The sequence below is a fragment of the Thalassospira sp. ABL2_045 genome (assembly GCF_056161285.1).
In genome coordinates this window covers 84660-98416 of record NZ_JBSWYV010000012.1, presented here as the reverse complement: position 1 = coordinate 98416, position 13757 = coordinate 84660, and the positions used below count along the sequence as shown (strand labels likewise).

At 55.1% G+C, this 13757-nt stretch carries 10 protein-coding genes; 7 read left to right on the top strand and 3 right to left on the bottom strand.

Features of this window, described 5'->3' with window-relative positions; all coding sequences use genetic code 11:
* Positions 1–50 precede the first annotated feature (50 nt).
* The gene (locus tag ACXAIA_RS16395; RefSeq protein ID WP_475350269.1) at positions 51–1499 is read left to right on the top strand and encodes a deoxyguanosinetriphosphate triphosphohydrolase; all 1449 of its coding nucleotides are present in this window, start codon (positions 51–53) and stop codon (positions 1497–1499) included.
* A 51-nt stretch (positions 1500–1550) separates the two neighbouring features.
* Here the strand turns inward: ACXAIA_RS16395 and ACXAIA_RS16390 are convergent, their stop codons facing one another.
* The gene (locus ACXAIA_RS16390) at positions 1551–2294 is read right to left on the bottom strand and encodes a phosphoadenylyl-sulfate reductase (RefSeq protein WP_475344888.1); all 744 of its coding nucleotides are present in this window, start codon (positions 2292–2294) and stop codon (positions 1551–1553) included.
* Positions 2291–2851 (bottom strand): precorrin-2 dehydrogenase/sirohydrochlorin ferrochelatase family protein, encoded by a 561-nt coding sequence (locus ACXAIA_RS16385; RefSeq protein WP_475350268.1) that lies wholly within the window; start codon positions 2849–2851, stop codon positions 2291–2293. The genes ACXAIA_RS16390 and ACXAIA_RS16385 overlap by 4 nt, the downstream gene beginning before the upstream one ends.
* A 252-nt stretch (positions 2852–3103) precedes the next feature.
* Here ACXAIA_RS16385 and ACXAIA_RS16380 point away from each other — a divergent pair, with 252 nt between their 5' ends.
* Positions 3104–4153, top strand: coding sequence for a COX15/CtaA family protein (locus ACXAIA_RS16380; RefSeq protein ID WP_475350267.1), 1050 nt, complete (start codon positions 3104–3106; stop codon positions 4151–4153).
* Here ACXAIA_RS16380 and ACXAIA_RS16375 read toward each other — a convergent pair.
* Positions 4150–5418 (bottom strand): DUF3422 family protein, encoded by a 1269-nt coding sequence (locus ACXAIA_RS16375; protein ID WP_475350296.1) that lies wholly within the window; start codon positions 5416–5418, stop codon positions 4150–4152. The genes ACXAIA_RS16380 and ACXAIA_RS16375 overlap by 4 nt on opposite strands.
* A gap of 209 nt (positions 5419–5627) precedes the next feature.
* Between ACXAIA_RS16375 and tldD the strand changes: the two genes are divergently transcribed.
* From tldD to ACXAIA_RS16350, 5 genes are all read left to right on the top strand, one after another.
* Entirely contained in the window at positions 5628–7061 is a 1434-nt protein-coding gene (tldD, locus tag ACXAIA_RS16370; RefSeq protein ID WP_475350266.1) for a metalloprotease TldD, read from the top strand.
* 254 nt (positions 7062–7315) lie between these two features.
* A complete protein-coding gene (locus ACXAIA_RS16365) occupies positions 7316–8788 on the top strand; it encodes a hypothetical protein (RefSeq protein ID WP_475350265.1) in 1473 nt (490 codons plus the stop codon).
* A gap of 98 nt (positions 8789–8886) precedes the next feature.
* A complete protein-coding gene (locus tag ACXAIA_RS16360) occupies positions 8887–10248 on the top strand; it encodes a FecR family protein (RefSeq protein ID WP_475350264.1) in 1362 nt (453 codons plus the stop codon).
* Positions 10249–10279: 31 nt separating this feature from the next.
* Positions 10280–12562, top strand: coding sequence for a CHASE2 domain-containing protein (locus ACXAIA_RS16355; protein WP_475350263.1), 2283 nt, complete (start codon positions 10280–10282; stop codon positions 12560–12562).
* Positions 12563–12662: 100 nt separating this feature from the next.
* Positions 12663–13685, top strand: coding sequence for a threonine aldolase family protein (locus ACXAIA_RS16350; protein WP_475350262.1), 1023 nt, complete (start codon positions 12663–12665; stop codon positions 13683–13685).
* Positions 13686–13757 lie beyond the last annotated feature (72 nt).

Sequence of the window (13757 nt, the reverse complement as noted above, 5' to 3'; positions counted from 1 at the left end):
GCCAAAGAACAACATCTGAAAAGAACATTCGATACGGACAGGGGTAAAAAGTGGCGTCGTCTGCACAAGGGTCTGGCGATAAAATGCGCTGGGAAGATCTTCTTTCTTCGCATCGGCTTGAATTCAAGGATGGCAAGGTCCGCTTGCCCGAAGGCGCGCCCTATCCCACGCCAGATGGCCGAAGCCCGTTTCAGATCGATGTCGACCGGGTGATTTTCTCATCCTCCTTCCGGCGCCTGCAAAACAAGACGCAGGTTCATCCGCTTTCGGACAATGACCATGTCCATACCCGCCTGACCCACACGATTGAGGTCGGCTCGGTCGGGCAGTCACTTGGCCTGATGGCGGGTGCGCATATCGTAAAAAACCTGCCCAAGGGGTCGGAAACCACGGTGGCCGATATCGGCTATATGGTTCAGGCGGCCTGCCTTGCGCATGATATTGGCAACCCGCCATTCGGGCATTCCGGCGAAGATGCCATCAATGAATGGTTCACCACATCGCGCCTTGCCAAGGATGAGTTGACCTCACGTCTTTCCGGGCCGGAACTTGAAGATTTGCGCCATTTCGAAGGCAATGCGCAAGGGCTTCGCATCATCAGCCAGCTTGAAATGAAGCGCTTTGATGGTGGGCTTAACCTGACTTACGGCACACTTGGCAGCTTCATCAAATATCCGCGCAGCACGTCTGTGCCCGACGCGCGCCGCAAGGAATATACCGGCCTTAAAAAGCCCGGCTATTATCAGGCTGAACGCGATATTGCCCATGCGATTGCCAGGGTTTGTGGCCTGTCACCGCTTGAAGGATTTGACGGGGCATGGCGGCGCCATCCGCTGGTCTATCTGGTCGAGGCGGCTGATGACATTTGTTATTCCGTCGTAGATCTAGAAGATGGCTGGGAACTGGGCTGTGTCAGTTTCGAGGAAGTTGAACGCGCGCTTGCCCCGATTGCCCGCCATCCGGAAAAATATGACGGCGATGCCGAGCAGCGCTGGAATGACCTGCGGGCTGAAGGCTGGTATGCCGAGAAATCGGAAAATGACCGCATCGGCTTCCTGCGTGGCAAGGCGATTGGCAATCTGGTCAAGGCCGCCGTTGATGCCTTCATCGAACATGAAGACGCACTGCTTGCCGGCACCATCGAAGGTGACCTTCTGGCCAACACACCACTTGGCCCGCATGCCAAGGCCTGCAAAAAGCTGGCGGTGCAAAAGATTTACAACGCCCCGCATGTGTTGCCAATTGAAATGGCCGGTTTTGAGGTCATCAATGGCCTGCTGGACAGCTTTGTCCGCGCGGCCATCGACATTGACGAACATAAAAATCACGGTAAACGCCTGCCACCACAGGCGGATCGGATTGACAAGCTTTTGTCGGGCAAACTGATGGCAGCCCCGGACCTCTATAGTCGCCTGATGCGGGTGATGGATTACATTTCCGGCATGACAGATCGTTATGCGGTCACCCTGTTCAGGAAACTTCAGGGCATCACGATCTGAATGAGAAAACCCGGCCAGATGGCCGGGTTTTTCGTGAAAGCCTGATTTGGCTTAGATGATGTAGTGAATGCCGCACTCGGTCTTGTCCTGCCCGGCCCAACGTCCGGCACGGACATCGGTCGTGTTGGGGTCAACACGCTCCGTGCAGGGCATGCACCCGATGGACAGGAAACCTTCGGCCTGCAGCGGATGACGCGGAAGCGCACGGTGCTCAAAGATATCGTCGATATCCTCGCGCTTGTAACCCGCCAGCGGATTGATCTTGATGCGCGATCCAGCAGGCTCGACCACCGGAAGGGCATCACGCTCCCCGCCGTGGAAGCGTTTGCGTCCGGTCAGCCAGGCGTCATAGCCCTCAAGCGCGCGCTGAAGCGGCTCCACCTTGCGCAGGTAGCAGCATTTCGGCACATCAGATGCAAACAGCATCCCGTTGGGGTCTTCGGCCTTCAGCTTTTCCTCGTCCGGGCGCATGATCTTGATATTGGTCAGGCCCAGTTGATCCACCAGCTGTTCACGATAGGTATGCGTTTCACCAAACAACTTGCGCGTATCAAGGAAAATGATCGGCAGGTTCGGGTCCACTTCCGCGACCAACGCCAGCAGGGCTGCAGCCTCTGTCCCGAAGGAGGAGGTCATAGTGATGCGACCATTGAATTCCTGATGCACCATCGGCTCGATCAGCGAAACACCCTGAAGGTGGCCATATTGATCTAGCAAACGGGCTGCACGATCTGTGGCTTCTTCAACCGACATGGAGCCGCCGGTGACGATGTCTTCTTCACGCATGACATTCATGGCAGCCACCTCCGCTGATCGATATATTCATCGGTCTTGCGCAGCAGGGTCTGCATGTCAGCCCCGTCGGCCTTCCATTTTTCCCGCTGTTTGGACAGCTCTTGCAAGCGTTTGTCCCAGCCTGGCACCAACCATTTTTCAAGCGCACGACGAATACGGCCGGCAAGCCGAGGACTATGTCCGTTGGTCGATACCGTGATCATCAGATCACCGCGCTGAATGCGCGCAGGCGACGAAAAATCACAATATTGCTTTACGTCCTCAACGTTGGAAATCGTCCCGACAGCCTTGGCCGTTAATGCCAGCTCAGCGGCCTTTTTCATATCAAGGTCGATGATAAACATGATCGAGGCGGCATTGATATCTGCCGAATTCGGCAAATAGCGCTGCAGCCGGTCGCCGGCCTGCTCGGCCAGTTCGGGTATCGGGTCTTCTGAATAGACGGTGACGTATTTTGCCCCATCACCGTCAAACTGGCGCAAACGGTTCAGGGTGGCCTGACCGTTGCCGACCAAAGCGACCGAAAGTCGCGTCAGGTCCAGATTGATGGGAAACATCGTCGATCCTCTAATGCGGGTTTCTCTCTATTACCCATCACTATGAGTGTGGATATGAAATTATTCAATACATTTTTTATGTGTTTTATATATAAATAACACTAAATGTAAGTATTTATTAAATCACTCTACGCTGATCCAGCCTCCCGGATTTTCCGTAAAGCTTTTCCTGCAATTTTTGCAAAATCGCCCTATATTGGGCCAAATTTCAAAAACACATCCGCCAGAAGATATCGTCAAGAGAGCGTCCAGATGTCCAGCAGTGCCGCCCCCGCCCTGTCCGAAGTCAGCCTTGTACAACCACAAGCCAACAGAAACGTCGCCATCTGGCTGTTTTCCTGTGCGGCGATGGTGTTCATCATGGTGGTGATCGGCGGCCTGACGCGCCTGACGGAATCCGGGCTTTCGATTGTGGAATGGCGGCCTTTCACCGGCATCATCCCGCCAATGAATGAAGCGGACTGGCAAGCGCTTTACATCAAGTACAGCCAATATCCCGAGTTTCAGAAAATCAATGCCTGGATGTCGGTCGAGGATTTCAAATCGATCTTCTGGCTGGAATTCATCCACCGTCTTTGGGGCCGGTTGATCGGGGTGGTGTTCTTTATCCCCTTTGTCTGGTTCCTGGCCAAGAAATCGATTGATCGCGCCACCAAGTGGAAGCTCTGGGGGCTTTTCATCCTGGGCGGTCTGCAGGGTCTGATGGGCTGGTATATGGTGATGAGCGGTCTGGTTGATCGACCAGACGTCAGCCAATACCGCCTGACCGCGCATTTCGGACTAGCACTCGTGATTTTCATCGCCCTGCTTTGGGTCGGCCTGCAGCAATTGAGCCCGCGCAGCGCATCGACTGGCGCATCAAAGAGCGCATGGCAGTTATTGGGCCTGATCGTGTTTACGGCCCTGTCCGGTGGATTTGTCGCTGGTCTTAATGCCGGGCATGTTTACAACACCTTCCCGCTGATGGATGGCCAACTGATCCCGGACGGGCTTTATGTCTTTGATCCGACGTGGCTCGCGCCATTTGAAGACCACATGACCGTACAGTGGGATCACCGCTGGCTGGCGAAACTGACCTTTGTCATGGTGCTGGTCTTTTGGTGGTCTGCTGGCAAATGGGGCCTTGATGCCAAACAACGCCTTGCCACCCATCTGGTTCTGGCGGCGGCGTGCCTTCAGGTTGCCCTTGGCATCTCAACGCTTCTCAGCGTTGTCTGGTTGCCGCTTGGCGTCGCGCATCAGGCTGGTGCGGTTGTTCTGGTCTGCACCGCAACGTATGCCGCCTATCGGCTTCGAAGCTAGTCGTCTGCCTTGTGCAGGGCCTTGCGAATGCGGTGCATGGCAAACCAGATCGCGCCGAGGACGAGCGGCACCGCAACGCCCGTGGCAACGCGGTCATTGATCGGGACACCGGTATCCTTGATCGCCTTGAACAGATAGCCCAATAGTCCCACCGCGTAATAGGTGATGGCGGCGACCGACAGCCCCTCGACGGTTTGTTGCAGGCGAAGCTGCAACTTCACCCGGCGATCCATGCTCGCCAGAAGGTCACGGTTCTGTGCCTCAAGCAGGATATCAACACGGGTCCGAAGCAAATTGTTGGCCCGCGCGACACGTTTTGAGAGAACCTCCAACCGGTCCCCGATATTCTGACATGTCCGCATGGCCGGTGCCAATCGACGTTCCAGAAATTCGGCAATGGTCTGCATGCCCTCGATCCGTTCTTCGCGCAACTCACCCAGGCGCGCCTGCACGATCCGGTAATAGGCCCGTGCTGCACTGAAACGGTAATTAAGCGATGCTGCCATTTCCTCGGTCTGGGCGGCCAGATCGGTCAGCTTTGCCAATGTCTCTTCGTCATTGGTTTGGCTCTTGCTGGCCATCTCGGCGGTGATTTCCGACAGGCGCGTATCAATTTCGGACACCTTTGGCGTTGCATCGTGCGCCAGCGGAAAGGCCAGTAACGCCATCATGCGATAGACTTCAATTTCCTTGAGACGCTGCACCAGACGCCCGGCTTGAAGGTGTTCCAGACCGCAATCCCTGATCAGAATGCGGCCAAAGCCATCGCCATGCAGACGAAAATCCGTCCAGACCTGTGCGGTACCGCCGAGGATCCGGCTGCCGGTCAGGCCATTATGATCAAACAGCCTTGAAAGCTCCTCGTCTCCGCGCTCAGACTTGTCGACAACAATGTGCAGCCCAACCAGCAATTGGCCCGGCGTTGCATCAAGCCAGTCGCGCGGCACCAGATTGATCACCGGGTCTTCAAACGGGTTATCGAACGGTTCGGTCCGTTTGAATACATAGACCGTGAATTCCGCGTGGCGTTCCCAAATCACCGAAAAGCCATCACAAGCAGCTTCAAAGTATTTCTGATCCGGGGCGGGCGGTGTCAGACTATAACGATTGCAAAACGCCGTGAAATGATCGCGCACATCCTGATCAAGATCCTCACCCGTTTGAAAGGCAAGGCAGGAACACCGCGCCGGGCTCGTCACACCGCCAAAGGGTCGGGCGTGAATTTCATTATGAAGGGCGACGCGTTGGGGATGTTCGACAAACATTGCCACGGGCTTTCATAATTGGTTATTGCAGTCTATATAAACCATTCGGGCGATTGCTTTGGCTTTGGCCCGAACAAGTACCTGTATAGGCGAAAGTTGACGGCACCAGAAACCCTAAATTGAGTAAGGAAAAATACTGCCTCAACCTTTATGTCATACCGGGAAAGACATTTTCTCTGGCCGAATAATCCCGGCCCCAAGGAGGTTCCATGACCGATCTTCGCACCACCGACAACCTGTTTTTCGCCAAGGGCGATCTTGATCGCGACCGGCTTGAATCACAGGTCAATGATGCGCTTGGCACGGCCGAAGACGGCGAACTTTTCCTTGAATACCGCCAATCCGAAAGCCTTGTATGGGATGATGGCCGCCTGCGCAGTGCGAACTTTGATACCGCTCAGGGCTTTGGTCTGCGCGCTGTTGCCGATGAAGCCACCGCCTTTTCACATTCCAATGAACTGTCCAATGACGCGGTTGCGCGTGCGGCCGAAACCGTCAAGGCAGTTGGATCGGGCCGTTCGGGAAAGGTCGATCTGGGATCAATTGGCACCAATGTGTCGCTTTATTCCGATGTGAACCCGTTGGGTGAAGCAACCTTTGAAGCCAAGGTCGATCTGCTGGCCCAGATTGATGCCTATGCCCGGTCACGGGATCCGCGTGTTGTGCAGGTTTCGGCATCGATTTCCGGCAATTGGCAGGCCGTACAGATCTGGCGTTCCGGCGGACAGCGCATTGGCGATATTCGCCCACTTGTACGCTTCAATGTTTCGGTCGTCGTCAAACAGGGCGATCGCATGGAAACCGGTTCGCACGGCGAAGGTGGCCGTATCGGTTATGACGGGTTCTTTGATGAAAAGACCTGGAAGAAGGCGGTTGATGAATCACTTCGTCAGGCGGTTGTGAACCTTGATTCGGTTGCCGCCCCCGCCGGTGAAATGACCGTGGTGCTTGGTCCGGGCTGGCCCGGCATTCTTTTGCACGAGGCCATTGGCCACGGGCTTGAAGGCGATTTCAACCGCAAGGGCACATCTGCCTTTGCCGGGCTTCTCGGGCAGCGGATCGCATCGCCAGGTGTCACGGTTGTCGATGACGGCACCATTCATGACCGCCGTGGGTCGCTTTCGATTGATGACGAAGGCACACCAACCCAGCAAACCGTCCTGATTGAGGACGGCATTCTCAAGGGCTTCATGCAGGATCGCCTCAATGCGCGTCTGACCGGGGTGAAATCCACCGGCAACGGACGCCGTCAATCCTATGCCCATGCACCAATGCCCCGTATGACCAACACCTATATGCTCGGTGGGGACAAGGAACCGGAAGAAATTCTCGCATCCGTCAAGAACGGCATCTATGCCGTCAACTTCGGCGGTGGGCAGGTCGATATTACGTCGGGCAAGTTCGTGTTCTCAGCCTCAGAAGCCTATCTCATCGAAGACGGCAAGCTTGGCGCACCGGTCAAGGGCGCGACACTGATCGGCAATGGACCGGACAGCCTGACCAAGGTCTCGATGGTGGGGAATGATATGGAACTCGATAACGGCATCGGGACCTGCGGTAAGGATGGCCAGGGCGTTCCGGTTGGCGTCGGGCAGCCGACCTTGCGCATTGATGGTCTGACAGTTGGCGGCACTGCGGTATAACCCTGAGTGCCCTATGTATAGGACACATGCTACCTTCCGGTAAATTTATTATTCGCAAGGATAAAAAACCTATCCTCGTACACTGACACAAACCACCCTGCCGAATGGCTATCCCTTGGTTTTCAAAGACAATAGTCTGATTGGATACGTTCCAAACAGGTTATGGTCGCCAATCGGGTTTCGTCACCAACCTTTGCCCGTGACAGGCTTTCGACACGGCAGCTGCCATGACCTGCCAATGGTAGGAAAACAGTTTGAAGACAGGCATATGGCAGTACGTGACCGCGTCGATGATGACGGGCATGACGGTGCTTGCAATCGGAATGGTCGAAGCCCGCGCACAGCAAAGTATTGATGTGCGAACAGATGAGGCGCGCCAGTTCTCGGAAGATTTCGAACGACTGACCGACGTTACCGCACGGGCGAATTTCCTGATGCGGACAGACGATGGCGGCGACATCACCTATGCCGATATCCTTGCAAATCCCGACGACATTGTTCTGAACTTCCGCTGGGCAAAGGCGCAATTGGCGCGCGGTGAAGTTCGCGGTGCTTCGGCAACACTTGAACGCATTCTCGTGCTGGACCCGGATCTTGCACCAGTGCGCCTGTACTATGCGATTGTGCTTTATCGCCTCGATAGCCTTGATGAGGCACGCACTCAGTTTGAACGCCTTTTGCAGATGAATATCTCGCCAGAGGTCGAAAGCAACATCCGACAATATGTCGGCGCGATCGAGCGCCGCCGAAAGCGTTTGTCGCAAAGCATGACCCTGACGCTGGGAAGCCAGATCGACAGCAACCGCAATTCGGCGCCGAATGACAAGATCCAGCTTCTGACCGGCACACCGACTGCCATCACCTCAAGCGGTGATAAACCAAATAACGACATCGCCTATATCGGGGCGCTTCGCTATGACATCAGTTACGACCTTGGCTATCAGGAAGGCCATGAAGTCTTTGCTGCTGTAACCGGCTATGGCAGTGATCAGGTCCAGCTGGATGCGCTTGACCTTGGCTCTTTCTCGGTTGATGTCGGTGCACGCATTCGCGGCGGATACTGGATGCTGACCCCGACACTCAGCCAGACCGCCCAATCGCTTTCGCGTGAGAAATATCTGACCGCCAGAACCGGTCGCCTGCGCCTGGACTGGAACGTACGCCCATTCTTTAACCTCAATGGTGCGGTCAGTTATTCCGATGAGCGTTATCAGAACACCTCTGAATCAAGCGCCCTTCGCCTGCATTCCGGCCAAAGATATGGCGCACGGCTTGGCGGGAACTATACCTGGTCGCCAAACAACCGCACGACAGTGAACCTGTCTGCCGGGATGAAGGATGCCGCCAGAAACTATCACAGTTACAATAGCTTGAGCGGCGAGCTGATCCATGCTTATCTGTTTGGTGGGGGAAGTTACATTAGCGGCAGCATCCGCTATGGCATGGACCAGTATCGCGATCCGGATTTCCTGACGACCGGGAATTCGCCGCAACACCGGACGGATCGCACGATACGGACACGCCTGACATATGGTGCACCACTATTAACGATATTGCCGACCGACTTGTTTGGGGATAGCGTAACGGCAAATCAGGTACTTGGCTTTCTCGCGCCAATCAACTGGTCGATTACAGGCGAGTATCTGAACACAAATTCAAATATTCCCAACTATGAATACCATAATGCCCGTGCTCAGATATTTCTGACACGCCGCTGGGAGTTCTAGTGATGAACAAGGCCAAGATTTCGCCTCTGACCTGCAATAAATCGATCCGACGACTGACTGCAACAGCTTTGCTGTGTGCGCCGTTTCTGGTCGCCACTTTGCTGATTGCACCGCAACCGGCACAGGCAGAAGTGCAGGCCGAAATGGCCGGTGTATCCGCCGCAGTCACCGGTGAAATTACGCTGGCCAAAGTGACTGGAGAAGTCGGCGTTCTGGTTGAAAGCGGCATGCCGGTTTATCTCGGGGATCGTATCACCACGTCAGCCGGCGCAGGTATGCAAGTCCTCCTGCTTGACGAGACCGTCTTTACCATCGGCCCGAACAGCGACATCGCGATTGATGAATTCGTCTATGATCCGGTAACCGGCGACGGTCGCATTGTTGCCGACATGGCCAAGGGCGTCATGCGCTTCGTCACCGGCAAAATTCCGCTCAACAATCCGTCTAGCATGGATGTGAACCTGCCAGTTGGTTCAATCGGCATTCGCGGCACCATCGGCCTCATCCGTTCGATGACGGCAGAGCAGGCGAACCGGATTGTACCCGGCAGCTTTGATACCACGGATCCGAATACAGCAAACCAGCCGGTCTTCATGGCGGTCAATCAGGGGCCGGGTCTGTCGCGTAATGATACAACATCACGCCCGGGCGCCTTTGCCGCCTTTAACCAGAATGGCGGTTCTCAAAACGTGACCGGCGAGAATTTCGGTGTATTTGTTTCGGGCAACACCGTCACCCAACCAACCCGTTTCCCGACCGGCGCGGCAACGTTTGACTTTTCAACAAACGTCGTCCGGACCGCTTCGCGAGGTAGCGACGGCGCATCATCTGGCGGCAACAACGGTTCACCATCCGGATCGGCAAGTAGCCAGCAACCTGTCGTTACTCAACAACAGGCTGGACAGGCTCAGAACCAGACCGGCTCTTCCAGTGCCCAGGCGATCAACGTTGCCATGGCACAAATGGGGACCGTGAATAGTGCATCAAACGCTGCTGAAACCACTTCGATTTTGAACAACAATACAGAAAGCGCGTCTTCGTCTTCGTCTTCGTCTTCGTCTTCGTCTTCAAGCGCATTCACATATGATGGCCTTCGCCAAGTTACGAGTGGTAGTGTCTCGACAGGTACAATCGCTGTAAGTAGCGGCAGCCTTTCCTATAACTTTGTCACTTCGGTAAACTTCGCTTCAAGGCAGTTATCGATAACTTTCCAAAATATCGAGGATGGTGGCACCTTTCTGACTTCCGTATCTCAGGGTGACATGAAGACGAACACAGTCGATTTTAGCGGTTCGAGCGGCGCCGTTACGTTCTCTGGCAGCAGTTTTACACCTGACGAAAATTGTACGAACGGCGGATGCGATGCGACGGCGACCTTTACCGATGCACATAACGTGGATTTCAAACTCACAACCACAGCAGTAAGTGCTGGTGCGTCTGGTTCAGCAACACTGGAATAGGTTGAGCCGACAAACGGAAACGTAACGCCCGATGCGCATCAGACAATCCGGCCTCCTGACAGGCCTGCAGTATATCTTACCACTGGCCATTCTGTTCACCTGCATCGTGTTGCGCTGGCAGAATGTGCCCGTAATAGATCAGTTGCGTCTGACGGTTTTCGATCTTTATCAGCAGATATCCCCACGAGATTTTGACGATGTCGGCGTGCGGATCGTTGATATTGATGAGCGCAGCTTGGCAAGCGAAGGCCAATGGCCCTGGCCGCGCACGAAACTCTCGGAGTTGCTCTATCGGCTGCGCGCCAATGGCGCGGCTGTTGTCGGCTTTGATATGGTTTTCGCCGAACCGGATCGCACATCACCAACACGCGTCATCAAAGATTGGCCATCAGGCCCAGAGAATGATCGCATCGCGGAAATGGCCGAAGCTTTGCCAGATCACGATCAACTCTTTGCCCAGTTCATTCAGGGTACCGGCAATGTGATCACGGCCATTCAGCTGCGCAACGGGACGTTTGAAACCCTGCCCCGCCAGGTTGGCAATTTCAGCGCTGCTGGCGAAGCAGGACGCAAGCTTTCGGACTTCGTCCCTGTCCTGCCAAGTGCGGCAAAAAACCTTGATGTGATCGAAGGTGCGGCAACCGGCAATGCATTGGTCAATGTCTCGCCGGGACAGGACGGGATTGTACGACGTGTACCGTTGCTGGCAGCGATTGATCATGATCAGCCTGTCATCGGCAAGCCGGTTTATCCGACCCTGACACTTGAAATGCTGCGCGTTCTGCAAAATGCGCCCAAGACCATGTTGGTGCGCATGTCGGGCGCCAGTGGCAGCACGCGTTGGACAAGCTCTGAAGGCATTGCGTCTGTGCGTGTTGGTGCCGTGACCATCCCGACCGATCATGGCGGCAATATGTGGGTCCATTTCACCGGCCATCAAAAAGACCGGTACTTGTCTGCAACCGATATCCTTGACGGGACGGTGGGGTCTGAAATCCTGCAGAACAAAATGGTTCTGCTGGGAACCAGTGCGGCCGGCTTGCTTGATTTGCGTTCCACACCGCTTGATCGGGTGATCCCCGGGGTCGAAGTCCATGCCGAGATGCTCGAACAAATGCTGCTGGAGCATTTCCTGACCCGTCCTTATTGGGCGGCAGAGATCGAGATGCTCGTTCTTTTGATCGTTGGTATATTCTTTGTCTTGACCGTCCCGCGCCTTGGGGCGGTGTGGCCAGCAGTGATCGGCTTGGCGATTGCGGCCAGTGCAATTGGTATTTCCTGGTGGGCCTATACGCAGCAACTGGTTCTGATTGATCCACTTTATCCGATTGTAGGGTTGGCAGCCGTGTATCTTGCGACCAGCTCCCTTGGTTTCATGCGGACAGAGGGCGAACGTCGGCAAGTGCGCGCAGCCTTTGCCAACTATCTGTCGCCTGCCCTTGTTGAGCAACTGGCCGAGCACCCGGAAAGACTGAAACTGGGCGGGGAAACCCGCGATCTGACCTTGATGTTTTGCGATGTTCGCGGATTTACCGCGATCTCGGAAGGTTTCAAATCCAATCCGCAAGGCCTGACCCGTCTGATCAACCGGCTACTGACCCCGCTGACCGAATGCATCCTCGATCGGGAAGGCACGATTGATAAATATATGGGCGACTGCATCATGGCGTTCTGGAATGCGCCACTCGATGTTGAAAACCACGCCCATCATGCCTGTGACAGCGCCCTTGCCATGCGTAGCGCCCTGAAACAATTGAACGATGCTCGAAAACTCGAAGCCGAGGAGGCCAATGAGATTTTCCTGCCGCTGAATGTCGGGATCGGGATCAATTGCGGCGATTGCCTTGTCGGCAATATGGGATCGGACCAACGGTTTGATTATTCCGTACTTGGCGACGCGGTCAATCTCGCCTCCCGCCTCGAAGGGCAGTCAAAGAATTACGGTGTCGATGTTGTCCTGGGCGAGGATGTCGCCACACGGGTCAGTGACGATTTTGCGATCATTGAGTTGGATCTGATTGCGGTCAAAGGCAAAAGCGAAGCAGTGCATATTTTTGCCCTGCTTGGCGATACCGAGATGGCGTCGACACCTGCATTCAAAACCTTTGGTGATTTGCATGCATCGATGCTTTTGGCCTATCGCGGCCAAAGGTGGGAAGAGGCTCAAGGGTTGATCGAACAATGCCGGAGTTCTGCGCGCGAGTTTGCATCACTTGAAGGCCTCTATGACCTGTACGCTGAACGCATTGCACTGTTCAAAGAAACCCCGCCACCGGCCGATTGGGATGGTGTGTTTATCGCAACCAGCAAATAGCCGACTTGCCAAGCGCACAAATTCCAAACACTGTTGGTTAACCGCCAAGCACGCCATTTTGCATCGCAAAGGGCTTTTGCCCGATCCCGTTGAGGCCCCAATGAACTTTTCATCTGACAATGTCACACCAATCTGTCCGGAGATCCTTGCCGCCATCGCGGCCGAAAGCGATGCCAGTGCGCTTCCCTATGGCGCGGACGACAAAAGCCAACAGCTTGATGACGCCTTTTCAAAACTGTTCGGGATCGACGTGTGCGTCGTTCCGGTGGCCACCGGGACGGCAGCCAATGTGATCGGACTGTCGGGCCTGGTGTCGCCATTTGGTGGTGTGGTTTGTCATTACGAGGCCCATATCAATGTCACGGAATCAACCGGCGTCGCGTTTTATGGCGGCGGCGCCAAACTGCTTGGCATGGATGGCCCATCGGCAAAGATCGAGGCGGACGCACTTGATGCCAATTTGAACAACCATGTTCGAAACGGCATGCATTCCGTCGACCCCGAATGTGTTGCAATCACACAAAGTACCGAGTTCGGGACGGTCTACAGCGTGGACGAAATTCAGGCGATTGGATCGGTTTGCCAGAAACACGATATGCGACTGTTCATGGATGGGGCACGTTTCGCCAATGCCGTTGCAGCGCTTGATTGCCATCCGTCCGAAATCACATGGAAGGCCGGCGTTGACGTCTTAAGCTTCGGTGCCACCAAGAACGGTGCGTTGGCGGTAGATGCGATCATTCTGTTTGATCCTGAACTCCGGCGCAAAACGGAACAAAACCGCAAGCGGGGCGGTCATCTGTTTTCCAAGCACCGTTATCTTGCGGCACAACTTCTGGCGTATCTTGAGGATGATCTTTGGCTGCGAAATGCCCTCCATGCCAACACTGCGGCACAAGCCCTTGCCAAATCGCTATCAAGCTTGGGGGCAACGCCCGCCTTTGCGCCGCAAGGCAATGAGCTGTTTATTCACATGAGCGATACATTGGCCGCAAAGCTGCGTGATGCAGGCATCGTGTTTCGCCCATGGCCATCGCTTGGTCCGGATGCCTATCGGTTTGTCTGCGCATGGAACAGCCCGATTGAAATGATCAAGGCCCTGCCAGACACCATTGACCAATAACACGGGCTTGCCATCTCAATCGATTGCGTGTGATACCCACGCCCCTGACGCCACCCAAAAATACGAGAACCA

What these genes read in the sequence shown, in the direction of transcription:
- ACXAIA_RS16390 (WP_475344888.1), bottom strand. Translation starts at nt 2,294, where the DNA reads ATGAATGTCATGCGTGAAGAAGACATCGTCACCGGCGGCTCCATGTCG.
- ACXAIA_RS16385 (WP_475350268.1), bottom strand. Translation starts at nt 2,851, where the DNA reads ATGTTTCCCATCAATCTGGACCTGACGCGACTTTCGGTCGCTTTGGTC.
- ACXAIA_RS16380 (WP_475350267.1), top strand. Translation starts at nt 3,104, where the DNA reads ATGTCCAGCAGTGCCGCCCCCGCCCTGTCCGAAGTCAGCCTTGTACAA.
- ACXAIA_RS16375 (WP_475350296.1), bottom strand. Translation starts at nt 5,418, where the DNA reads ATGTTTGTCGAACATCCCCAACGCGTCGCCCTTCATAATGAAATTCAC.
- tldD (WP_475350266.1), top strand. Translation starts at nt 5,628, where the DNA reads ATGACCGATCTTCGCACCACCGACAACCTGTTTTTCGCCAAGGGCGAT.
- ACXAIA_RS16355 (WP_475350263.1), top strand. Translation starts at nt 10,280, where the DNA reads ATGCGCATCAGACAATCCGGCCTCCTGACAGGCCTGCAGTATATCTTA.
- ACXAIA_RS16350 (WP_475350262.1), top strand. Translation starts at nt 12,663, where the DNA reads ATGAACTTTTCATCTGACAATGTCACACCAATCTGTCCGGAGATCCTT.